General features: G+C 52.6%; 31 protein-coding genes. 21 read left to right on the top strand and 10 right to left on the bottom strand.

Going from position 1 to position 22,333, the window contains the following annotated elements; genetic code table 11:
• Positions 1–62 precede the first annotated feature (62 nt).
• From H2P46_RS12835 to H2P46_RS12805, 7 genes are all read right to left on the bottom strand, one after another.
• Positions 63–1,190 carry a site-specific integrase gene (locus H2P46_RS12835; protein WP_193405421.1) on the bottom strand — a complete coding sequence of 376 codons (1,128 nt, stop codon included), beginning with the start codon at positions 1,188–1,190 and terminating at the stop codon, positions 63–65.
• Complete coding sequence (locus H2P46_RS12830; protein WP_193405420.1) at positions 1,171–1,416, bottom strand: excisionase; 246 nt, start codon at positions 1,414–1,416, stop codon at positions 1,171–1,173. Before H2P46_RS12830 ends, H2P46_RS12835 begins: the two co-directional genes overlap by 20 nt.
• Positions 1,417–1,459: 43 nt before the next feature.
• Entirely contained in the window at positions 1,460–2,029 is a 570-nt protein-coding gene (locus H2P46_RS12825; protein ID WP_193405419.1) for a 3'-5' exonuclease, read from the bottom strand.
• Between the two features lie 190 nt (positions 2,030–2,219).
• On the bottom strand, positions 2,220–2,420 hold the full coding sequence (locus H2P46_RS12820) for a hypothetical protein (protein ID WP_193405418.1): 201 nt from the start codon (positions 2,418–2,420) through the stop codon (positions 2,220–2,222).
• Positions 2,405–2,947 carry an HD family hydrolase gene (locus H2P46_RS12815; protein ID WP_193405530.1) on the bottom strand — a complete coding sequence of 181 codons (543 nt, stop codon included), beginning with the start codon at positions 2,945–2,947 and terminating at the stop codon, positions 2,405–2,407. The genes H2P46_RS12820 and H2P46_RS12815 overlap by 16 nt, the downstream gene beginning before the upstream one ends.
• A 137-nt stretch (positions 2,948–3,084) precedes the next feature.
• Positions 3,085–3,912, bottom strand: coding sequence for a YfdQ family protein (locus H2P46_RS12810; protein WP_193405417.1), 828 nt, complete (start codon positions 3,910–3,912; stop codon positions 3,085–3,087).
• A 57-nt stretch (positions 3,913–3,969) separates the two neighbouring features.
• Positions 3,970–4,341, bottom strand: coding sequence for a hypothetical protein (locus tag H2P46_RS12805; RefSeq protein ID WP_193405416.1), 372 nt, complete (start codon positions 4,339–4,341; stop codon positions 3,970–3,972).
• A gap of 339 nt (positions 4,342–4,680) precedes the next feature.
• Between H2P46_RS12805 and H2P46_RS12800 the strand changes: the two genes are divergently transcribed.
• On the top strand, positions 4,681–5,016 hold the full coding sequence (locus H2P46_RS12800) for a hypothetical protein (RefSeq protein ID WP_193405415.1): 336 nt from the start codon (positions 4,681–4,683) through the stop codon (positions 5,014–5,016).
• Positions 5,017–5,321: 305 nt separating this feature from the next.
• Here H2P46_RS12800 and racR read toward each other — a convergent pair whose 3' ends face one another.
• Positions 5,322–5,807 (bottom strand): DNA-binding transcriptional repressor RacR, encoded by a 486-nt coding sequence (gene racR / locus H2P46_RS12795; RefSeq protein WP_193405414.1) that lies wholly within the window; start codon positions 5,805–5,807, stop codon positions 5,322–5,324.
• 99 nt (positions 5,808–5,906) lie between these two features.
• Between racR and H2P46_RS12790 the strand changes: the two genes are divergently transcribed.
• The 17 genes from H2P46_RS12790 (at position 5,907) to H2P46_RS12700 (ending at position 19,069) form a co-directional block, all read left to right on the top strand.
• Positions 5,907–6,158, top strand: a complete 252-nt coding sequence (locus H2P46_RS12790; protein ID WP_139569946.1) for a transcriptional regulator — start codon at positions 5,907–5,909, stop codon at positions 6,156–6,158.
• A 45-nt stretch (positions 6,159–6,203) separates the two neighbouring features.
• Positions 6,204–6,761, top strand: a complete 558-nt coding sequence (locus H2P46_RS12785; protein WP_193405413.1) for a YmfL family putative regulatory protein — start codon at positions 6,204–6,206, stop codon at positions 6,759–6,761.
• 174 nt (positions 6,762–6,935) lie between these two features.
• Entirely contained in the window at positions 6,936–7,640 is a 705-nt protein-coding gene (locus H2P46_RS12780) for a phage antirepressor KilAC domain-containing protein (RefSeq protein ID WP_238938995.1), read from the top strand.
• 4 nt (positions 7,641–7,644) lie between these two features.
• A complete protein-coding gene (locus tag H2P46_RS12775) occupies positions 7,645–7,824 on the top strand; it encodes a DUF4222 domain-containing protein (RefSeq protein ID WP_193405412.1) in 180 nt (59 codons plus the stop codon).
• Positions 7,824–8,906 carry a host cell division inhibitor Icd-like protein gene (locus H2P46_RS23530; protein WP_476738971.1) on the top strand — a complete coding sequence of 361 codons (1,083 nt, stop codon included), beginning with the start codon at positions 7,824–7,826 and terminating at the stop codon, positions 8,904–8,906. Before H2P46_RS12775 ends, H2P46_RS23530 begins: the two co-directional genes overlap by 1 nt.
• Positions 8,903–9,790 (top strand): conserved phage C-terminal domain-containing protein, encoded by an 888-nt coding sequence (locus H2P46_RS12755; protein WP_193405409.1) that lies wholly within the window; start codon positions 8,903–8,905, stop codon positions 9,788–9,790. The genes H2P46_RS23530 and H2P46_RS12755 overlap by 4 nt, the downstream gene beginning before the upstream one ends.
• On the top strand, positions 9,787–11,121 hold the full coding sequence (locus H2P46_RS12750; RefSeq protein WP_193405408.1) for a phage N-6-adenine-methyltransferase: 1,335 nt from the start codon (positions 9,787–9,789) through the stop codon (positions 11,119–11,121). Before H2P46_RS12755 ends, H2P46_RS12750 begins: the two co-directional genes overlap by 4 nt.
• Positions 11,114–12,841 carry a DNA cytosine methyltransferase gene (locus H2P46_RS12745; protein ID WP_193405407.1) on the top strand — a complete coding sequence of 576 codons (1,728 nt, stop codon included), beginning with the start codon at positions 11,114–11,116 and terminating at the stop codon, positions 12,839–12,841. The genes H2P46_RS12750 and H2P46_RS12745 overlap by 8 nt, the downstream gene beginning before the upstream one ends.
• Positions 12,838–13,905 (top strand): DUF968 domain-containing protein, encoded by a 1,068-nt coding sequence (locus tag H2P46_RS12740; RefSeq protein ID WP_193405406.1) that lies wholly within the window; start codon positions 12,838–12,840, stop codon positions 13,903–13,905. Before H2P46_RS12745 ends, H2P46_RS12740 begins: the two co-directional genes overlap by 4 nt.
• A gap of 21 nt (positions 13,906–13,926) precedes the next feature.
• Positions 13,927–14,622 carry a bacteriophage antitermination protein Q gene (locus H2P46_RS12735; RefSeq protein WP_193405405.1) on the top strand — a complete coding sequence of 232 codons (696 nt, stop codon included), beginning with the start codon at positions 13,927–13,929 and terminating at the stop codon, positions 14,620–14,622.
• A 550-nt stretch (positions 14,623–15,172) separates the two neighbouring features.
• A complete protein-coding gene (locus H2P46_RS12730) occupies positions 15,173–16,225 on the top strand; it encodes a DNA-methyltransferase (RefSeq protein ID WP_193405404.1) in 1,053 nt (350 codons plus the stop codon).
• Between the two features lie 177 nt (positions 16,226–16,402).
• Positions 16,403–16,735: a phage holin family protein gene (locus H2P46_RS12725; protein ID WP_193405403.1), complete on the top strand. Its 333-nt coding sequence runs from the start codon at positions 16,403–16,405 to the stop codon at positions 16,733–16,735.
• Positions 16,732–17,139, top strand: a complete 408-nt coding sequence (locus H2P46_RS12720) for a structural protein (RefSeq protein ID WP_193405402.1) — start codon at positions 16,732–16,734, stop codon at positions 17,137–17,139. Before H2P46_RS12725 ends, H2P46_RS12720 begins: the two co-directional genes overlap by 4 nt.
• 3 nt (positions 17,140–17,142) lie before the next feature.
• The gene (locus tag H2P46_RS12715; protein WP_193405401.1) at positions 17,143–17,697 is read left to right on the top strand and encodes a DUF2514 domain-containing protein; all 555 of its coding nucleotides are present in this window, start codon (positions 17,143–17,145) and stop codon (positions 17,695–17,697) included.
• Positions 17,669–17,866, top strand: a complete 198-nt coding sequence (locus H2P46_RS12710; RefSeq protein ID WP_202987439.1) for a hypothetical protein — start codon at positions 17,669–17,671, stop codon at positions 17,864–17,866. The genes H2P46_RS12715 and H2P46_RS12710 overlap by 29 nt, the downstream gene beginning before the upstream one ends.
• 41 nt (positions 17,867–17,907) lie before the next feature.
• Entirely contained in the window at positions 17,908–18,447 is a 540-nt protein-coding gene (locus H2P46_RS12705; RefSeq protein WP_193405400.1) for a hypothetical protein, read from the top strand.
• 7 nt (positions 18,448–18,454) lie between these two features.
• The gene (locus H2P46_RS12700; protein WP_193405399.1) at positions 18,455–19,069 is read left to right on the top strand and encodes a hypothetical protein; all 615 of its coding nucleotides are present in this window, start codon (positions 18,455–18,457) and stop codon (positions 19,067–19,069) included.
• On the opposite strand, the gene istB is transcribed toward H2P46_RS12700, so the two are convergent.
• Positions 19,030–19,818, bottom strand: a complete 789-nt coding sequence (gene istB / locus H2P46_RS12695) for an IS21-like element helper ATPase IstB (protein WP_193403211.1) — start codon at positions 19,816–19,818, stop codon at positions 19,030–19,032. The genes H2P46_RS12700 and istB overlap by 40 nt on opposite strands.
• Positions 19,815–20,843: an IS21 family transposase gene (gene istA / locus H2P46_RS12690; RefSeq protein ID WP_193403243.1), complete on the bottom strand. Its 1,029-nt coding sequence runs from the start codon at positions 20,841–20,843 to the stop codon at positions 19,815–19,817. The genes istB and istA overlap by 4 nt, the downstream gene beginning before the upstream one ends.
• 34 nt (positions 20,844–20,877) lie before the next feature.
• On the opposite strand from istA, the gene H2P46_RS12685 reads away from it, so the two are divergent.
• Genes H2P46_RS12685 through H2P46_RS12675 form a run of 3 tightly spaced genes read left to right on the top strand, consistent with a single transcriptional unit; the run spans position 20,878 to position 22,256 of the window.
• Entirely contained in the window at positions 20,878–21,291 is a 414-nt protein-coding gene (locus H2P46_RS12685) for a hypothetical protein (RefSeq protein ID WP_193405398.1), read from the top strand.
• Positions 21,272–21,892, top strand: coding sequence for a methyltransferase domain-containing protein (locus H2P46_RS12680; RefSeq protein ID WP_193405397.1), 621 nt, complete (start codon positions 21,272–21,274; stop codon positions 21,890–21,892). Before H2P46_RS12685 ends, H2P46_RS12680 begins: the two co-directional genes overlap by 20 nt.
• Position 21,893: 1 nt before the next feature.
• On the top strand, positions 21,894–22,256 hold the full coding sequence (locus H2P46_RS12675) for an HNH endonuclease (RefSeq protein WP_193405396.1): 363 nt from the start codon (positions 21,894–21,896) through the stop codon (positions 22,254–22,256).
• The last annotated feature ends 77 nt before the right edge of the window (positions 22,257–22,333 follow it).

Below are 22,333 nucleotides of genomic sequence, written 5' to 3'. Positions count from 1 at the left end.
TTATTAGCATTCGAATGGTTATCAAAAATTTATCAAAATAATTTATCAAAACCCCCCTCAATTCAGAGCGCAATAGTGGTCCAGTCTTTACCCCGATCGTCGTGGTAACGAGCCGTCTGATTTGGTGATTTATGCCCGAGCAGCTTTTGAGTATCGATCCCCTGCACCTCGTAAAGACGTTCAGCAAGAGAACGTTGTTCATGGAAGGTGGCCGGCGTGCCAGATCCCCAGTCAATATCCGCCTTATCGCGTGCTTTGCTGAAATTCATCGTAATGGTGTTGGACTTCACCTGCGCCCCACGTTCTGCCTGAGACGTAGCCCTGAAGAAGTGAACCAGATACGGGCTTACTGCATAATCACGGCAGCGAGACACCACATCCCGTAAGCTCCAGTTAATCGCATTCAGGCGCAGGGAAAGGGGGATCGCTATCTTGCTCCCTGTTTTTTCCTGAACCACGTGCAAATGATCATCCCAAACATCGCTAAATTTCATATTCGATATATCACCCAGGCGCTGGCCGGTGACGAGTGCGAGCAGCATAGCATTCCCCATGTACTGATGGTTTGCATCGGCAATATCGAAAATCTTCCGCCATTCTTCCAGATTAAGACGCTGCCGGGTGATACGGCGCCGTGGCTGCTTTGTTGCCAGGGCCGGGTTATAACCCGGCGGAACCTCACCGAAATGCTGAGCCTCTTTAAAGACGTCGATTAGCACAGAGCGTACCACTTGCGCCATTCGTGGCTGTCCATCTGAAATATACTCTTCAAGAATCTCCGCAATATCACGAACATCCACTGATGAAATAATCTTCATACCAACCCGCTCCCGAAGCAGAGCAACAGGCTTAGCTTTTTGTTTATGGGTATTAGGTCTTATATCTCCGCTTTCCAGTCTTTCATCCTGAATTTTCCAGTATCGATCAAGCCATGTCGATGTGGTAATGGCTTTTCCTTTACTGGCTGCAATCTTGTCGCTGATTGCTAATATCTGCCGCGTATGCTGTTCAGCCAGCCGGGTATTTGCTTCACTCGCTATCGCAATAGCTTCTTCCTCATTTGTTCCGAGGCTGTGAAATTTTCCCGTAATAGGGTGTTTATATCGCCAGTAAATTTTATTCGCTTTACGGCTGTATAATGGGTAAAGATTGGGTACCTTTACATTATTTTTACGTGGTCTGGCAGCCATCGGATAATATCCTCTGAAGCAGTGGCGGATCTGATTTTTTAATCACTGGGTGAGTTATATTTCCGGTTATTTCTGCATCTTCTCTTACCCTCCAGAATTTCCCCTCTTTCCGGGCTGGTGGGTTGAACATGCTTTGCTTGGCATACCGTCGTAATGTATTAAGACTTGGTGGATTACTCCGGTATTTTTCTGCGGCCCATTCTTCTAAAGTCATCATCTGAAGCATGGTGATTTCTCCATATAGCCCGGCTGCACCCGGGCTGTCAGGTTTATTCTTTAGTGTTAGTGGGCAGCAGTCGCTGCCAGATTGCCGATACATATTTCACCTGGTGGCGGGCATCGGCCAGTGCGTTGTGGGCCACACCATCAAATGGCATATCGCGCTTGGGATCGAAACCAAGCTGTTTGCCGAGCAGCACCATGGTGCGCACGTCGCTGTCGTTCCAGAATTGCCACGGGCAGGTTTGGCCGGCGCGTTCATAGGCTGAACGTAAAATAACGTTGTCGAAGTTGGCGCCATTTCCCCAGACTTTCAGGTAACGCGGGTTGTCAGAGTTACGGCTGATAAACGAGCTCAACTCGGAGAGAGCAAATGTAATGCTTCTCGTATCGTCGGTACAAATAGCGGCGCGAGCCTCCGCTGATTGCTTCAGCCACCACAGAATGGTGTCACCATCAGGAGTAGCCCCCTGATCCATGGCGCTGGCAAGGTTGACGGCCACATTGAACTCGGCACCCAGCTCACCGCTTTTTGGGTCGAAAAACACAGCGCCGATTGCGACAATTGGCGCAGCAGGCTTATTGCCCATGGTTTCGAGGTCTATCATAAGGTGGTTCATTACATGTGCTCCAAATCTGATGGTTTAAAAGAATGCCAGTACCCCTCTTCACGGGTCTCTGTTCTGGTCTTGCCGCAGCCATTACACCCATAGTGGAAAATAATAGTTGGCTGCAGCCCGTTAAGGGACTGATATGGGTGAAGCTCTTTCTTGAACAAAACTCATTTATGAAGTTTGAAAAAACAGCGGATCACGGTGTTTTCTCCCCGCGTAAAATTTCGTTCTCAGCCATAAGAGTGACGCGCTGATCCAGAGCTTCACTCAGGGCAACAAAGGTCACATCCAGTCTGGTGGCGACTTCACGCATTAGCTGTGCCGCTGCTGGTGGAAGGTCAGACGCTGCCATGCGTGCCGCGGCGACCAGTTCTTTTACTTTCATATGTTGTTGCATGTGCGCAGCTCCATCAGTTCGTTGAATCGGGTCATGAACAGTCCGTAAGCCTGGCCCGGGCGGAGAGGAACGATCTGGATAATGTCGCTGGTGGGGATGCCTTCGAGGATGGGCCATGGTGTGCCGTCGTCAATGTCCAGATCCCGGCGTTCGGTAGCCAGCATTGTCAGATCGGCATATTTCACTACAGCAGATTGTGTGAGCGGCAGACTGAACTTAAAGCGGATCAGTTCTTCGACAAACGCCTCAATTCGGCGGTAGTCCGGCAGCAGGGCTTTGAGTGGGGCCGGAATATCCTGGCAATATGCTTCGGCGGCGTCGTGCATCAGTGCTTCGAAGGCAAATTCAGGCTCTACCAGCTGGCTGCACAGAACTGAGTGCTGAGCTACGGAATAAAATTCCGGCAGATGGCCGGCAAATCGGCAAATGTGGGAAAGCGCGATTGCTATATCTTCGATCTCAATATCATCAACAGTGGCGTTCACGTAATCGAACTTCTTACCTGATAACGTCTGTATGTAGCTCATTAGCTTTATTTCTCCATTTATCGCAGCTGCACCTGCGGCTGATTTTTGGTTGCACGAATCCCTCGCCAGATGGCGATATTTGAATGAATTACGCTTCACTAATTGCCCCGCGGGGCAGGGCAATTAAGGCTGAGCAATTACGCTTTAAAGTTACCGATAAAGGTTTCTACTGGCTCGCCGTTGAATTTGCCGATCAGCAGGTCGCGGAATTCGTTGGCGATTGCTTCTTCCTGTGCTTCAAGTTGAACAATGCGCAGAACAAAACGAGGTTCGTCACCAGTGAGCAGACTATTGCGCAGGCTGAATGCACGCTCACCGAGTCCTTCATACGGCACGCATTTGAACTCAAACGCTACCGGCATAACATCTTTGCTGCTGGCCTCAACACTCTGCATCAGCGATTTTTTCCCGCTGAAATCACCGTCTTCATGATCCTGCTGGGTGGCCTGCTGGATAGTAATGCGTCGAACAGCCTGAGCAGCCTGTGAAATTTGCATGGTATTTCCGTCAGCATCAAAGGCCAGCAGGTAATCACTCCAGTCTTCCAGCCATTCAGCGATTTGCTTTTGCTTCAGGCGGTCGCCGTTAATTGCCAGTAGCGCGCGGAAAGGAGCAGTCTGCTTCAGGGTGATTGCAGCAACGTTATCAGCATGGCCCGGATTATCCAGCGTACCGATATTGAACACGGAGCGCGCAGTCATATTGTCCGCATCAATAAAGCAGCGAGCAGGTTCCTCGGTGCTGGCGTAGCCTTTAGAATAACGGGCAAAATCATCAATGCTGGTTGTGGTCATGGCCCCACGGAAACGGAAGCGCTCAAGAGAAAAGCGCTCGAGGCTTTCAACGCGAGTTTCTTCCGGGAGTAATGCTGTTGGGCAAGCCAGGCCGTTAATATCATTCAGGTGATAACCAGAAAGAACCAGATCTTTAACCTGCTTGAAAGTACCGCTGTCTACCTGAGACATAAAAATTCCTTATTAACAAATGATCGAATTGGTGGCAGTGAATTAGTTGTCAGCGGTTCACTGAGCCGCTTTAAGCTTTCCGTCTGTGGCGCCGTTGATACTGAACAATTGCCCCTGCTCCTCCTGCAGGATGGTGAGCTTGCCGCCTTTGTTAACCCACATAGGCGTTTCAGTGGTGTCCTCTTCGGAGGCTTTACCGCGCGGCGTCGGGGTGCTGTAGTTCAGCTTGTGCTTGATCTTGACGCGCTTCTCTTCAACGGAATTACCCATACGCTCAAAATCAAAGGTGAGGACCACTTTACCTTTGGTGCCGTTATTCAGAACGCCCAACGCGGTGGTATTAAGCGCGGCGGCGATTTTGTTCATGAACACGCCGGCGTCCAGCTCACCCAGAAAATCGGGTACTACGGTCATGCGATCATTGCTCATAGCATTTCCTCTCGGTTAAGCGGCTGCCGCCGCCGTAAGTTTCTCCATACACAACAGAAAAGAGCACCTGCGCGCTGGTCATGGGTGAGAAGACCACTTCCTTAACGCCCGGGTGGATTGGGTTATGAGCCCGTCGCCCGGTGATGCTCTTGTCTGTTATGTAAAAAGGGCGGTACCACGGCAGAACATTATCTTCGCTCTCCTGGTGTTGGGTTGAAGACCCGGGTACCGCCAAGACTACACACAGCAATATCGGTGCCTGCTTTTAACCACATCAGGCGAGGTGCATCCCGTGTACCCCTACAACGAGAATTCGGTTAAGATCCTGTTCCCCCTACAATGAGCGATGGATTCATTCCGATGAATAACCCTTTATCAAGCCTGAAACTGGACGTGTGGTATAAAGTGGCGATCGTAATTTGCACCATTGTTTTTCTGTCCACGGCGGCAGGTTTGTTACCAAAACTTCCCACGAATGCGACGTTGCTTATTTCGCTCGGCGGAGTCTTTTTCTTTTGTGGTGAATGGAAAAGCCACACGCGTTTTAATCATCTGGTGCCAGCGTACGGCAAGGTTTGGCACGGTACGGGCTTCAGGCGAAGCCTTAGCTTTCCCGGCGTTGTCCTTTACCTCATCGGCGCATACCTGATTTATCGAGGCATCAAGATTCTGTGAGGTTGTCATTCCACAATGAGGGCATCTTGTTTCAACAAGCACGTAAGTAAATCCTGGCTCCAGCTCGACTCTTTTCACTTTCACCTCACCGCTCACTATTGCGAATCATCCCGGCCTTCGTATGCCCCGGGCAGCTACTTCGTGGGCGTCCCGCCAGTTTGCTGCTGATGTGATTGATATTAGGTAATGCCTAATTTTATGTCAATAGGCTTTGCCTAATATTCTGAGCGAAGAATGCCTATGGTGAATGAAACATTAGGAGGAAAAGCTAGCTTGTGATGGGGTTATCTTGGGACCAAACCAGCCTAAGTACCGGTCTTTTTGGCGGTAGGGCTTTTATTGGTGGATTTGCTTTCCTGTAACCAACGTTGAACTTTTAAATCCATAGTTGAAACATAGGCTCTTACATCTGAATCAACCCAGCTGGGTTCTGTGCTGTTAATAGATAATAGAAAATCAACAATAGCGCGTCTCTCAGCAGTTGCGAGCTTGTAAGCGTCATAAATAGGGTTATCGCAATGACTGGACTCTTGCAGGGGAATAGATTGCTGATCTTGTGTAGGGAACTCCTGAAGCCCCCAATGTTCAGGACCTACTACATCTGAAAAGTATTTCCATAACTCAGGAAGCTTATCTTTGCTGATAGAGCCTTTCTTAATCCAGTCATGGATTGATGGCGGTTTTATTTTGAAATGGCGTGCGATTTCAGCCTTGGTCTTAATGGCACCCGAAGATATTTTCTTGTTGATAGCCTGCTCTATGGCTAGGCCCAGTTCTTTACCACTAAGCATTGCCTAATCATCCTCATTAGTCTTCGGTTAGGCAATTCCTATTGACCGTCAGTTAGGCGTAGCCTAATATTCAGGTGTTGGAAATTTGGAGCCTAACTCATGAAAGAAGAAAACGTTGCACTAAAACAGGCTTGCTCCCGAGTTGGTGGGCAAGCATCTATGGCCAGATGTTTAGGTGTATCTTCCCCAACAATTAATCAGTGGGTGAAGGGGATACGGCAGATTCCTGCTGAGCGTTGCCCGGAAATAGAGAAAGCAACTAACGGTGTGGTGACATGTGAAGAGCTACGCCCTGACGTCAACTGGTCATATTTACGGCGTTCTACCGACCATAAAACAAATGCAGCCTAACACGCTCTTAGGCTGTTTCATCACCACAGAAGTAAGGGGTTAACCGTGGGTATAGAACCTGAATGGAAAGTCGATAAGCAACCATCCTGGCTGGTGGCCGCTATCAAAAAGACCATCACTGAGCTTCCTCGTGGATATGGCGAAGCGGCGGAATGGCTGGGAGTCACTGAAAACGCATTGTTCAACCGCCTGCGTACTGAAGGGGATCAAATTTTCCCAATTGGGTGGGCGATGGTGCTGCAGAGTGCTGGTGGATCCAACCATATCGCTGACGCAGTAGCACGGCATTCGCACGGTGTATTCGTGTCGCTGGCAGAAGTGGAAGAGATTGATAACGGGGATATTCACCAGCGCTTAATGGAATCCATTGAGTGGATCGGCAAGCACTCGCATTACATCCGTAAAGCGACGGCAGACGGCATCATCGATGCGACTGAACGGGCACAGATAGAGGAGAACAGCTATCAGGTTATCGCCAAGTTTCAGGAGCATATAACGCTGCTATATCGCGTTTTCTGTGCTTCAGAAAAGAGTGACGCCCGCGAGTGTGCAGCTCCGGGCGCCGTGGCGAATAAATCATTGTGTATGGAGAAATCCGCGTGAGCAATTTAACCGCAAATGATCAGCGATCGCAACTGCGCGTTTTACCGGTTCGTGGTGGTAAAGGCGAGGTGGCGTATTGCTATGCCGTAAGAGTACCGGGTGGGTGGGCACAGGTGAACCACAGTTTCACTGAATGGGCTGTGGGTGATTTTATCTCCCGGGGAGGGCAGAACAATGTCGCAACAGGCAAATAGCTTCACTTCCACACCAATGGTTATGCCCTTCGCCGGCAGCGTCGTAACAATGAGCAGCCGGGAAATAGCGGCTCTGGTTCAGAGTAAACATGGTGACGTAAAGCGCTCAGCAGAGCGCCTCAATGCCGCTGGTCTTTTAACCGCGCCGTTGGCGCAGTTCGATTTTGAGCATAACGGCAATGTGTATCAGGAGTACCGTTTCAATAAGCGTGACTCGCTGGTATTAGTAGCCCGCCTTTCCCCAGAGTTTACCGCTGCAGTTGTGGATCGCTGGCAGGAACTGGAGGGCGGTATGGGCATTCCTCAGACGCTTCCGGAGGCACTTCGTCTGGCGGCTGATATGGCTGAACAAAATGCGCAGCTTGCGCATAAGGTACAGCAGGACGCGCCAAAGGTGGCGTTCGTTAACCACTACGTAGAGTCCGGCGGTGCCAAAAGTCTGCGTGAGACGGCGAAGATCCTCAACATGCCTGAAAAGGCGATGATCGATGTGCTGCTGCGCGACAAGGTTTTGTTCCGCCAGTCAGGCAACCTATTACCGCATGCACTGCGCCAGCGTGATGGTCTGTTTACTGTTAAAACCGGCACGTCTGATTTCGGACATGCTTACACGCAAACCCGCGTCACACCTCGTGGGGTCCAGTGGCTCGCTGAGCGCTACGCCTCTGAACTGATGGGAGGCTAAAGAAATGTCACTGAACCACCAGTTAATGAACAGGCTTTACCGTGACCACCATGGAATTGTGGTCAATGTCATCAGATACGAAGCAGACAGCCAGAAAGTGATTTATCGCCGCCCGGGTTATGAATGGGAATGCGCAGCACCTCTGCTTATCTTCCGTGCCCGATTCAGGAGGCTCGACAAGTGATGGAGAAAACGAGAAGCGGCACCGTGCAGGGTGCCGCAGAGGGTCAGATTTTTACGTCAGAGGGATCGTGCTTTTTCAGCCAGTCCTTTAATACAGTATCCATGCGTGTTTGCCAGCCCCTGCCGGTTGATTTGAATGCGTCAATTACCTCCGGAGAATACCGGATGGTAGCCGACTTCTTAAGGGGGGCAGAGGATACTGGTCTTCCGCGCCGGATTAGTTTGTTGCCATCATGCAGGCTGGCGCTTTTAAAAAAAACATCATCCAGCTCTGGCGCGTCATCAGAGTCAACCCAGGTACTTTTCAAATCGTTTAATTTCGCGTTCATTAGCTTTCCTCATCGAGATAATGCGGCGCGTCTGATTGCGCTGCGTCCAGACCATAACAACAAGCCTGTCATCCAGTTTGCCTACGGTAATGTTTCTGACTTCTCCGTAGTCCTGCCGGTTGTCTTCTGCGGTGAAGTGGATACCCGCGTAAACCTCTGGGGCTCTGGCGAAATCAATACCGCGTTCCAGCAGTGTTTTATCTCGCTTGCCTTGGTCATATTCAATTTTCATACAATTATTGTAGTTACATTAAATAGGAAGTCAAACGTTGATTCTTTGGATTCCGGGCGCTACACTGCTCTGGCAGCGGCGAATTCCGCTGACGGGCGTGGAAACCCGGAAATCCTTACTGCGCACAACCGCGCTTGCGGTTTTTTTGTGTGCGTCGCACGGCTACACCTCTCAATGGTGGGGCGTGCAGGGCAGCCGAAAGGCTGGCCGGGTTCAGTAGGGACCGGTATTTCCACCCCTGTACGTCTCACCACCCATGAGCGTGGAAACTCTGGTGGTGAGTTATCAAAACTCCCTACTGAGGTTGCCACTATGGCTACGATCCCTCCCCGTTTTATATTCATTTTCCGCGCAGTCAGGAACAATGATCCTGATGCCTTACCCGTTTTTCTTCACTCCAGAGCAAACACTGAACGCCAGGCACGAAAGCCACATGAGCCGTTTTATGAGCTTGAACTCATAGAGTGTCACCGCCGTGTTAAAAGCAAACGTCCCCGCATCATCAGGGAGGTGTCGCAGTGAGCGTAAAATTATCGTCATATGTCTGGGATGGCTGCGCTGCCGCAGGAATGAAAATATCCAGCGTAGTAATCATGGCGCGTTTGGCTGATTTCAGCAGCGATGAAGGGGTGTGCTGGCCGTCTATAGCGACAATTGCCCGCCAGATTGGTGCAGGTGAAAGCACTGTCAGGACGGCGATAGCGAAGCTTGAGAAAGATGGCTGGCTGGCCCGCAAACAGCGTCGCCAGGGTAACCGCAATGCCTCAAATGTCTATCAGCTCAACGTGGTGAAACTTCGGATTGCGGCTCTTTCTCACCTGTCAGAATCTGACACCTCAAATTCTGACGCATCAAATTCTGACCCATCAAAATTTGAGGCATCGGAATCCGGTAAGCCGACCGGGTTTGACCCGTCAGAATCTGGCGGGGATCCGTCATTAAATTCAAAACATGATCCGTCATTAAATTCAAAACCCTCTTGTCAGGTTGCATCGCAACCCGACGACCCCGATCAGGATCCGGCAATGCGAGTCCTGGAGCATTTCAACCGGGTTACTGGTTCAAGCTACGGCAAAGGGGGCAGGACTAAAACCACGCTCGGTTATATTCGTGGCCGCCTGGCGGAGGACTACAGCGCCGAAGACCTGATGCTGGTTGTTGATTACCTGACTGCTAAGTGGCGAGGTGATTCGAAAATGGACGACTATCTGCGCCCAAGCACGCTGTTTGGCCCTGATAACTGCGTTGAATATTTCGATAAGGCCACGAAGTGGTGTAAGCGCGGAAGGCCGAAGTGTGTCAACGGCCGCTGGCAGTTAAATGGCACAGCAGATTCGGGTTTTCGCGCTACGTATGCCGATGTTGATTATTCACTGCCAGAAAATTCAGGATTCCGCACATCATGACGATGAATAAATATTGCCAGGCGCTGTCAGCACTCCGCGCACAGCCTTCACACGAACTTAAAGAGATTGGTGATCAGTGGCGTACGCCGGATCTGCTGTTCTGGGGTATTAATGCGATGTTTGGGCCGCTGGTGCTGGATTTGTTCGCTGACGACGTTAACGCAAAATGCCCGGTCTGGTACACCGTCGAAGATAACGCGCTGACTCAGGACTGGGCAGAAATGCTGGCAGCAATCGGCGGGGCGGCGTTCGGCAATCCACCCTATAGCAGATCGCAATACGACGGTAAGCAGGCGATTACTGGCATGACCCACATTATGCGGTATACGGCTGACATGCGTGAGAAGGGCGGGCGTTACGTATTCCTCATCAAAGCAGCTCCCAGTGAAACATGGTGGCCTGAAGATGCCGATCACATCATGTTTATTCGCGGTCGTATTGGCTTCGATCTCCCTGCGTGGTTTGTTCCTGCCGACGACAAGCAGAAGCCTACCAGCGCTTTCTTTGCTGGTGCCATAGCTGTCTTCGATAAGGCATGGCGCGGGGAGCGTTTCAGCTATGTCAGCCGTACAGAACTGGAAGCAAAGGGGCGGGCGTTTATGTCACTTGCGCAGTTTGCCTTTGGGAAACATCAGCCTGCTGTTGTGTCGCACGTTGCCAACGAACCTGTAGCTGACAAGGCTGAGTCAGAACTTCCGCTGAGTCAGAAAGAGATTTTCAGTAAAAGTGGCGTCAGGGTCTGGGCGTGCGTAAGGGCCGCATTTGGTGATAAGGAAGAGTACACCTTCAGCGAATCGAAATTCGGTCATACCTGGGCGGCGGATTCAGTTGAAGCACCGGAATTTGCTCAGGTTTCGCCAGTCACTATCGACAATGCGAAGCAGCTTATTCGCGAGAGTATCCTGTTTGGCGTGGATGAGTGGCTGTTATCACTTCAATTCTATGATGATGCTGCACGTGCGGATGCGTCCGATCGTATTCGCACTGTGGCGGTTGAAGCCTCCGCCGAGTATGGGATTAACAGTCATGACTTTATTGCAGCGCTGAGTGACCTCGACGTTTCAAAGTGGTCCAATATACGCAAGATCCGCGCACATATTCGTGAGAAAGCGAAGCCTGCAGCTGAGTCGCTGCCTGAGTCCCGCATCTGGCCGTTGGAGGTTGGTCTGGTGTTCAGTCAGATTGAGGGGGCGGATTCTCTGGCTCCGGCCCAGCAGAATAAGCTGAAGGCAAACATCAATCAGCTCTGGCTTGAGCGTATGCCCACCAGCGAAATAATCTCCGTGGCTGGTGGTCTGATCAACAGCATGCAGGGAGCCGTCAATGCGTGAAATTATCGTTGATAACTTTGCTGGTGGCGGAGGGGCGAGTACCGGGATTGAGCTGGCGATCGGGCGAAGTGTAGATATTGCCATCAACCACGACGAAAACGCGATCGCCATGCACAAAACTAACCACCCCGACACCCTGCATTACTGCGAATCAGTGTTTGATGTGGATCCGGTAGCTGCAACTGGCGGAATCACGGTCGGCCTCGCCTGGTTCAGTCCTGACTGCCGTCATTTCTCAAAAGCCAAAGGCGCAAAGCCTGTGAAGAAAGAGATTCGCGGGCTTGCCTGGGTCGTCGTTCGCTGGGCGCTGGCAAAACGCCCACGGGTGATGATGCTTGAGAACGTTGAAGAGTTTAAAACCTGGGGGCCGTTGCTGGCTGATGAAATGCGTCCGGACCCTGCTCGCGCTGGCGAAACTTTCCGTGCTTTTGTCAGCATGCTGTCTGATGGAATTCCGGCAGATCACCCGGCTCTGGTCGAGGCATGCGAGTTCCTGTCTATCCCACCGGACGGTAATCAGGCCCGGGCACTGGTTAACGGGTTGGGGTACAGCATTGATTACCGCGAGCTGCGAGCCTGCGACTTCGGTGCGCCGACGATCCGCAAGCGATTCTTCATGGTCATGCGCTGTGATGGTGAGGAAATTCACTGGCCAGAGCCAACTCATGGCGATCCTAAATCGCTGGAAGTTCAGAGCGGCAGGCTGGCGCCATGGCGTACCGCAGCGGAGTGTATCGACTGGTCAATTCCCTGCCAAAGCATTTTTGAGCGTCCAAAACCGCTGGCGGAAAATACGCTGAAGCGCATTGCGCGTGGTATTGAGCGGTTTGTGCTGAACAATCCGACGCCGTTTATTGTGAAGTGTAACCACACCAGCAATCGCACGGCATATGACTGCTTTCGTGGGCAGGGCATTGATAGTCCGCTGCAGACTATTACCAAAACTCACGGATACGCTGTTGTGACCCCGTTTATCGCCGGTAATGGTGGTAGCGAATATCAGGCGAAGCCGCGGGCGATAAATAAACCGGCCCACACCGTGTTGAAAGAGTCCCGCGCCTGCCTGGTGGCGCCAATGATAGCCCGCCAGTTTGGTAACAGTATTGGACACGGCGCTGATGAACCCAATGGAACAGTAACCGCTGGCGGTGGTGGAAAGTCGCAACTGGTGACCACCTTTCTGGCGAAACACTTCGGCGGTAATTATACGGGGCCGGGTGCCGCTATGGATGCACCTGCGCATACCGTAACGACCACTGATCACCATGCTGTTGTGACCTCACACCTGGTTCATCTGCGCGGTACCTGCAAAGATGGTCGGAAAGTGGATCAGCCCATGCCTACGGTGACCGCTGGCGGCCTGCATATCGGAGAGGTTCGCGCCTTCCTGATGAAGTACTACGGCAATGAAAAAAGCGGCGTATCGCTGGATGAACCGCTGGGAACCGTCACAACCAATGATCGCTTCGGCCTGGTAACGGTTGATGGTGCCGACTACCAGATCGTCGATATTGGCATGCGCATGTTGCAACCTCATGAGTTGTATAAGGCTCAGGGCTTTCCCGAAGGTTATATTATCGATCGTGATTATCGTGGCCAGCGCTATGCAAAAGACAAGCAGGTTGCGCGCTGTGGTAACGCCGTTCCGCCCCCGTTTGCCCGTGCGCTGGTAGAGGTCAACCTGCCCGAGTTATGCAACCAGCAGCAGGAGGTTGCATGAGAGCACTGCTAACCCCTGAAGTTGTGCCACGCCTTGGCGTGGTACTGCTCAAACCGGGTAAAGAGTTAATGCGCCTGTTCTCTGCGGGGCGCGTGCTGGTGGAACCTGAACCGGAGAATATGGCCAGGCTGTCAACTGGTCGGGTACCCGATGCCCGGCAGCCGCTGGCAGAGGATGAAACGCTGATCCCATTTTTCACTGATGAGAGGGTGATCCGTGCTGCGGGTGGTCTCTCCGGGCTGGATCACTGGCTTGAGCGGAATGCCTGTGAATGTCAGTACCCGCACTCGGATTATCACCATCATGAGCTGGTGACTATGCGGCACGCCCCGGGCGCGATGATGCTTTGCTGGCACTGCGATAACAAACTTCGTGAGCACACAACTGATCTGCTAGCTGCTATAGCGCGTCGCAACGTCATTGAATGGATCATTGATATCGTGCTGATCGGTCTTCGGTTTAATCGTGAGCGGGAATTGTCGATCGCTGAGCTGTGCTGGTGGGCAATTTATGTCGGTGTGGCCGACGCTATACCTGAAGAACTGGCTGCAAGGGCGCTGCAGATGCCTTATGAACCTTTTCCATCTGTCTATAAGGAAAGCGAAATCATCGCATCAGATGATAGGCCAACTGTCGCTCTGCAGAGGAGGATAAAGACTGCTGGATCGTTAAAAAGCTGCAGGCCCCAGGGAAATCAGCAGGTAATGCAGGAGCAGCAGCCAAAGGTTATAGCATTGAGCGCAGATCCGGAATCACCGGAGTCGTTCATGTTACGGCCTAAGCGCCGCCGCTGGGAGAATGAGAAGTATACGCGCTGGGTAAAAAGCCAGCCCTGCGAGTGTTGTCGCCGTCCGGCAGATGATCCGCATCATGTTATCGGTCATGGGATGGGCGGTGCTGCTACCAAAGCCCACGACCTGTTCGTGTTCCCTCTGTGCAGAGAGTGCCACGACAAATTGCATGCCGATGTAGCGGCGTTCGAGCAGAAATACGGCACGCAACTGGAGCTGCTGTTTCGATTTCTGGATAGGGCGATGGCGATCGGCGTAATCGTTAAAGCGTAAGTGTATGGAGCGCGAATCTGAATGAACTTACAGGCCATTGAATATACCCGGATAGAAGTAAGGCGCGCCCTGGCGAATTTATCTGAAGGGACAAAGGGGCAGCTGCAGGCGTTTAGCGATCATCCACCAGCAGACAAAAATAAAACTCCCCGTTGCGGGCAGCCTCTTATCGAACTGGAGGGCGGGGAAGGCTGTGGACGCTCGCTTGTGAAGGCATTAACCACGCCTGTTTATGTGCTGGAAACGAGAAGCCGCCGCCGACCATTCCCGCCAATACAGGATCTGGAATTTAGTTACACATCGTGGCGGCGGGTAATCAATTCACTGGATGACTACCAGCAGGCATGGATCCGTTACTGCTACGGTTTTGATCTGAACTTCAGGTACCAGACGCTGATTTGCCAGCACGTCTGGAATGAGTTTCAGAATTGCCAGGTAGAGAAAAAGCTGCAATCACGGGTAGTAAAAAAAGTGGTAGGTCTGGTTTGGCTGGCGGCGCAGGATGTTGCGGCGGCCAGAAACAATGACACTTATAAGGAGTATGCCGGTGCGGCGCTGTCGCGCATGATGTCTGTGGATCGTTCAACCTGGTTACGTGTGTATGCATCGCGCTGGGCGAGTTTAAAAGCGGCATTTGTCGAACTGGACACTCATGCACTACAAACGATCCTCATCAGGCGCGAAGAGCTGGAAGAAGCGAAAGCTCTGGAAATATGACCTAAATTTCACTATCTCCTTCTAATGGGCTTGCAAAATGCAACAAAAAGAGTCATATTTAAGCCTAATTTGATATGTTGTCAAAGCTCTACCCAACCTCGCTCTGGCGGGGTTTTTTTATGTCTTTTGCAAAGACTTCTTGCTGCTGCCAGCAACCAGAGTTATCTGTATGTTACTTTATTTTTTAAGGTAAAAGACATGCTAAATCAGCAAGATATGACCCACGCCGCTAGTATTCTTTACTGCTGCCTAAGTGATAAAAACTGGAAGTCAGTCGAATATCTGGCAAACCTTATGCGTATGAGCCTAGGGCGCTGCCAGTTGATACTGACACAGTTGGTTATGGCAGGGCTGGCAATAGAGGATACCAGCGGGGAAAACTTCAGACGCTGTCGATAAACGGCAGTTTGCAGCTTTTGAAATGAGCGGCTGGTGGGTGTTGGTAGCACCCGACCAGCCATTCGCTCATGCTAAAGGTCACAAGCGAACCGAGGCTCACCGCTTTAGCGCTAAAGCATAGTGAGCCTATCAGAGACCCGCTTACTGATCCATGAATAACACTGTAAAAATATCCAGTTGTGAGCTAATCAACGCTGATTGCCTGCACTTTATAGCTACCCTTCCTGATAACTGCATCGATTTAATTGTTACCGATCCGCCTTACTTCAAGGTGAAGCCAAACGGATGGGATAACCAGTGGAAGGGGGATGAAAATTATCTTCACTGGCTCGATCGCTGCCTGGCTGAATTCTGGCGTGTGCTGAAACCCGCCGGTAGCATTTACCTGTTTTGTGGTCACCGACTTGCTGCAGATATAGAAATATTAATGCGCGACCGTTTCAGCATCCTGAACCACATCATCTGGGCTAAACCGAGTGGCCGCTGGAATGGTTGCAATAAAGAAAGCCTGCGCGCGTATTTCCCGGCCACTGAGCGTGTTCTTTTTGCTGAGCATTATCAGGGGCCATTTAAGCCCAAAGACGATGGCTATGCGGCAAAATGTGGTGAACTCAAACGGCATGTGTTGACACCACTTATTTCATATTTCCAGGATGCGCGGGAAGCGCTTGGCGTTACCTCGAAACAAATCGCCGAGGCCACCAGTAAGAAGAGCATGGCTTCTCACTGGTTTGGTTCCAGCCAGTGGCAGCTGCCGGGTGAAGCGGATTACCTTAAATTGCAGAAGCTCTTCACCCAGATCGCTATCGAGAAGCATCAGCGTGCCGAACTGGCGCAGCCTCATCACCAACTGGTGGCAACATACCAGTCACTGAACCGTAAATATTCTGAGCTGCTGGAGGAGTACAAATCCCTCCGGCGGTATTTTGCTGTGTCAGTTGAAGTGCCATATACCGATGTCTGGACGCATAGACCCGTTCAGTTTTACCCCGGCAAACACCCATGCGAAAAACCTGCTGACATGTTGGAGCAGATCATCAGTGCCAGCAGCAGACCCGGGGATGTGGTGGCTGATTTCTTCATGGGCTCCGGTTCCACGTTAAAAGCGGCGATCGATTTAGGCCGTAAGGCTATTGGCGTCGAGCTGGAAACAGAGCGGTTTAACCAGACCGTTGAAGAAATCAGAGTGTTACCAGAAAAATAAACGGCTCACTCAATGAGCCGGAAGCGTCATCAATCGGCTCGCCACGTTTGTCATGCTGTGGTGGTCATCTCTTTCAGGCCCAGGGTTTCATCCTCAATATAGCCATGTAGCGCCACGATCCTGAAGCCTGAATTTCCCCCAACACAGCACCTCGAACATCACTTCGGAGGTGGATTCATGAACCATGCAAACGGGATTTTTGAGCAAACTATGAAATGGATCGAGATGTACCTCCCTTCGGTATACGCAGGTCTGTGCGCCCTGGGTATTTCAGCGCTGATCGACATCAGGGCAGGAAAGCCGAAGCTGTACACCGCAACGGGAGCGCTGATCTGCGGTATTTTCGCCCTGGCCATTTCAGCATTACTTGAATACTTCGGCCTCCCTGCTAATTCCGGCGCGTTTGTGGGTGCGCTGGTGGGCTTCGTTGGTGCTGATCGCCTACGCGATATGGCACTGGCTGTTGTTTCCAGGAGAGCCGGCATCAACACAACGGAGAGCAATAAATGACAGCACGCGGGATCCGCAATAATAACCCCGGCAATATCCGCTGGGGTGACGAGTGGAAGGGGCTGGTGCCAGAAACTCAGCGCACTGATAAATCATTCTGTCAGTTCAAATCGGCGGAGTATGGCATCAGAGCGATGATTATCATCTTGCGCAACTACCAGCGTAAACATGGGCTCAGCACCATCAGCGGTATCATAAACCGCTGGGCACCGACCAATGAGAACGACACACAGGCCTATATCAACAGCGTAGCGAAAGCGACGGGCGTTGATCCTGACCAGCGTATTGATACCAGCGACAGCCGATTCATGATGAAACTGTTGCAGGCCATCATTCAGCATGAAAACGGGGACCAGCCGTACAGCTTTGATGTTTTTGTTAAGGCCATCGATCTGGCGGGGTGACAGATGTTCTCTCTGCTGAAGACATTCTGGAAGCCGTTGACGATCATACTGCTGGTGGTCATTGCGTTTGTTACAGGTGATAGCTGGCGCGATCGAGCGTGGCGAATAAAATGGGCCGATCGTGACGCCGAAGAGTCTTCACAGGCCGCGAACGCGCAGACCGCCGCCCGTATGATTGAACAAGGGCGCATTATTGCCCGTGATGAGGCCGTGAAAGATGCACAAACGCAAGCCGCAAAAGCTGCTGCCACTGCTGCTGGTCTGTCTGCCACTATTAGCCAGTTGCAGCAACAAGCCAAAAAACTTGCCACCCACCTGGACGCCGCAAAGTACACCGCAGATCTTGCCGCTGCCGTCCGAAGCAAAACAGCCAGCGCCAACGCCGGAATGCTCGCCGACGTGCTCGGAGATATTGCAGCAGAAGCTCAACGTTATGCTGAAATCGCTGACGAACGCTACCGTGCCGGAATGACGTGTGAACGCATTTATGACTCGGTAAGAACATCCAACAATCAATCAGGGGTTATCGATGGCAACTATCATCACGCCGATCATTAAGTATTTTGAGTATGAGCACTTACCTCCGCATTTGCAGGAAGTTAGTAAACCTATCGGTGATCTGGCTAAGCTGATGGATGCAATGCTGCCGAATGGCCCGGAGAAGGCGGTTGGCTTGAGGAAACTGCTTGAGGCGAAGGATGCATTAGTCCGCGCTAAGTTAGGGTAAGACATTCCAGCAGGCATCACCACGCTATTCAGGACTCGTACATGGTTACAATCGCATGTGCGGCCAGCGGCCCATCACTGGCATCAACTGATTGCCTGACTCTCCATCGTGCAAATATCCCGATAATCGCTGTGAACAGTTCGTGGCACGCGGTGCCGTACTGTTCTGCAATATACGCGGCGGATTGCTGCTGGTGGGAAGAGCATTACAGCACCATCACCTCATCGGCTGAACGGTGGTGCGGTGATGAATTTACCGCTCGCCGCTTTGGCATCAACTGCTTTCCCTCGGTGCTGCCAGGCTCCTACAACTCCGGGCAGCGCGCTATTGAACTTGCGATTCATTTAGGTTCCAGCAGGATCCTGTTGCTGGGCTATGACTGCTCAATACGTCATGGCACCCACTGGCACGGTAATCACCAGTTGCTGGCCAACCCGGATAAATTCAGCGTGGCGCGCTGGCATGATGAATTTAGCCGCCTCGATACCATCGCTGGTGGTACTGAGATAATCAACTGTTCCCGCTATACGCGGCTCACCTGTTTTCCTCGCCAGTCGTTAGAGGCTGTGCTTTCTCTGTAGGATATTTATGGCATTAAGACGAAAAGTCAGCATCCGTGGGATGTACGGGCTTGGTGATTCTATTTATCAGCGCGCATTTGTACGCCAGTTCCACGGTGCGTTCCTGCGTACACCGTGGCCTGAGCTTTATTGCGATCTGGATGTTCAGTTTGTTCGCTCCAACACCAGCCTGCGCACGCAGCGTAAAAACGAAGAGAGAACGGGCGTGACTTACGTTCGGGAGCCAGCGCGACCTTCGGAAGTCCTGACCATCTTTTATGGTCCGGAAGAGCTGAAAAAAGGTTCCATTGTCGACGCCATGACGTGGCAGTTTGGCAAGGCGGCCAGCGTGTTCGATTTGCCGTCGTATGGTGAATCGCCAGTGAAGGCGGATAAGCCGATAGCCGTGATTCGTCCTGCCACCGTCCGTAAAGAGTGGGCGAACCCGGCACGCAATCCTGATCCGAAATATCTGGCCGCCGCCGCGCGAGAACTCCGCAGGCACTTCTACGTAGTCAGCCTGGCAGATCTGGAAGAAGACTGTCAATACCGATCGAATTCTGACCCACCCTGCCAAAGTAAAACTGACCCACCCCCTTTGAATCATTCGAGCGTTGTTGCTTTCGTTTTCTTCTGGAGTTGACCGCTTTTCAGCTTATCTTTCAGTCGATAGCTTTGGCCGCTGATTTGGGCGATATGCGCATGGTGAAGCAGCCGATCCAGCATCGCTGCCGTCAGTGTCTCGTCATCACCAAACGTTCCGGACCACTGCGTAAACGGCAGGTTGCTGGTCAGGATCACGCTGCCTGACTCATACCGTTTAGCGACTACCTGGAAGAACAGGTTCGCCTCCATTTTACCGAACGGCAGATATCCCACTTCGTCGATGATCAACAGCTTAGGTTTACCTACGACGCGGTTCAGGTAGCCCTTCAGGTCACCCTGACGATGTGACGCCATCAGTTGCAGCATCATGTCGGCGGCGGTAATGAACCGAATGCTTAAACCCGCCATCGCGGCCTTATAGCCAATGGCGGTCGCCAGGTGCGTTTTGCCGACGCCAGAAGGCCCGAGCAGGACAACGTTCTCCTGACGTTCGATAAATGTCAGACCCGCCAACTCCTGGATCTGACTTCGTGGAACGCCACTGGCATAGGCGTAATCGAACTGCTCCAGTGTTTTTATCACCGGCAGGCCTGATAACCGCAAAATGGTCTGGCGACGCCGTTCGTTCTGGCCATCATGCTGGAGCTGCAAAACGGCTTCCAGGAAGTCGGCATGCGTGCCGCTGTTGTCGATGGTCGCCTGTGCCACACCCGGCCACTCTGCCGGCAGGCGGTCGAGCTTGAGTTGCTCGCAGAGCGCGGCAATACGATCATGTTGAAGGTTCATGCTGGCACCTCGAGCAAGGCCTGGTACGTTGCCAGAGGATGTTGCAGGCTCTCGGTCGGCACCGGACGCTGGCTGAGCGCTGGGACAGGTGCAGGCAATGCCAACGTGACCTTCGGTAACGGCAATAGCGCAGCACGCTCGCGCGGCATGCGCTGCTCAGGCGGTACGCCTGTGGTGCCATGCACTCGTGTGTTCGCGACGGTGACCAGCCACTCGCCGATGCGTGTGTTGGCAGCAGGTACATCCAGTACCAGCCCGGCCTGCCGGAAGGTCGCGGTAAGAGGCACGATAAAGCTGTTCTTGAGGTAATGGTTAAACCGCTCAACCTTACCCTTGGTCTTGGCGCGATAGGGTCGGCAGACCTTGGGAGTAAAGGCATACTTCTCGGCGACGTGCATCAACTGCGGGTTCCAGCGATGCTTACCGGGGCCGTAGACATCGCGCTCAATGATGATGGCCTTGGCGTTGTCGAACAGCAGCTGATGCGGCGTCCCGCCGAAGAACCTGAGCGCAGACTCAATGCCGTCACACCAGGCAGCGGAGTCCTGGTTGCTGTAAAACTTGACGAAAGTCGCGCGGCTCCAGCCCAGCGTGGCGACAAAGGCCAGCAATGGGTTATGACCGAGTCTGATGATGGTGAAATCAACTTGCATCTGAAAGCCAGGCTCGGTCTCGAAGCGTGTTACCTCTTCAGTGACGGGCTGCTTAATGGGGTGCAGGAAAGCGGTCAGCATGCTGTAACCACCCTCGTAACCACGCTGACGGATCTCGCGCAGCAGCACACTGGCGGGTATCCAGAGGGGCCTGGCAGCGGCCACGCGCTCAAGGATATAGGTCTTGAACGGGTCAAGCTTGCAGGGTCTGGGTGCGCGAGGCTTGTAGCGCATATCCGCTACGGGCAGCGGGCTACGAATATATCTGCGAACGGTCTCACGAGAGCATGAAAGCTGGCGCGCGATGGCGCGTATCGACATGCCCTGACGGTGTAAAACACTAATCTCCACTCTGGTCTCCAATGTCATCATTGGCAGTGCCTTAAAACTGCCATTTTTACCCTAGGTGGGTCAGATTTACATCGGCAGGTGGGCCAGTTTTACATCGGTAGCGACAGAAGACGAAGAATGGCTGGTTGGCGAACAACCGGAAGCCGATTTGCAGCTGCATCAAGGCGAGCTGTCACTAACCGAAATGCTGGCGCTGGTTGAGCAGGCGGCGGTAGTTATTTCCGGGGTGGGCTGGGCGTTGCCGGCGGCTATCTGCTATCAAACGCCCGTCTTCATCGTGCAGGGCGGCTGTGGTGCTCACAATGCACCTCATATCGTTACTGACCCTGAGATGGATTTATCACGGGTTGGGTGGGCTCAGCCTGACGATTACTGCATGTGCGCCAGCATGGATCACGACTGCAGCAAGTACATTTCCGGATTCAACGACAAATTCAAAGGCTGGTTACATGACATCGTTCTCAAATGAACTGCAAAACGGCCTGGTGTGGTTGCCCGAGCTGGGTATGGGGCGTTATCCCGTTCCCGCCGCCCGGCCATATGATGCGAACTATTTCGCCAGATACCGCCAGATGGCTGAAACCTCAATGGGCCTCCAGCTGACTACGGCGCGCCTGCTGCTGGTTGGTCGCCATTATCTGGGGAAAGTACTGGATGTGGGAATTGGCTCTGGCCAGTTCGTCGAGTGCCGCCCGGACACGTGGGGATATGACGTCAACCCGGAAGGCGTTGCATGGCTACAGGCCCGAATGCGCTGGGCTGATCTGTACGCTGCTGATATTACTTTTCCGGCATTAACGTTCTGGGATTCACTGGAGCACATCGACGAACCCGAGGCGGCTGTAGCGAAAGCAGGCCAGTGGGTGTTCGTGTCACTGCCTGTGTTCAGGGACGCCGAGCATATATTGAAATCCCGTCACTACCGCAAAGATGAGCATATCTGGTACTGGACGCACGACGGTTTGCTGAAGTGGTTTGAGGCTCAGGGCTTTGTCTGCGTCGAGCACAACACGATCGAGAGCGCGCTGGGCCGCGATGGTATCAGCAGTTACGCATTCCGGAGGAAATAGCATGCCGCCGAGAACGCCAAAAGCCTGTAGAAAACGAGGATGCAGGAATACCACAACGGACCGTTGCGGCTACTGTGACGAGCACAAGGGGGATGGCTGGCAGCAGTACAAGCCTGGTCAGACCCGCCACCAGCGCGGTTATGGCACGGCCTGGGATCGGCGTCGTATGCGGATCCTTGAGCGTGATGGTGGGCTGTGCTGTGAGCACCGCAGGCAGGGGGTGGCTGTTGTGGCAAAGCATGTTGACCACATCATTCCTAAATCTCAGGGCGGTACGGACGACGATGGCAACCTGCAGAGTCTGTGCACTGCCTGTCACCGTACCAAAACAGCCCGCGAAGGTCGGGGCAGGGGGGCGGGGTAAAATCTCTCCCGCCTTTGCCTTCCCGGACTGCCCGCCTCGTCATATTTTTACGCGCCCAAAATAAGAAACTTTTTTCC

This window comes from Mixta mediterraneensis (genome assembly GCF_014946725.1).
GTDB classification, from domain to species: domain Bacteria; phylum Pseudomonadota; class Gammaproteobacteria; order Enterobacterales; family Enterobacteriaceae; genus Pantoea; species Pantoea mediterraneensis.
Note: the sequence above shows the minus strand (reverse complement) of the source record. Positions and strands in the feature narration are given on the sequence as shown.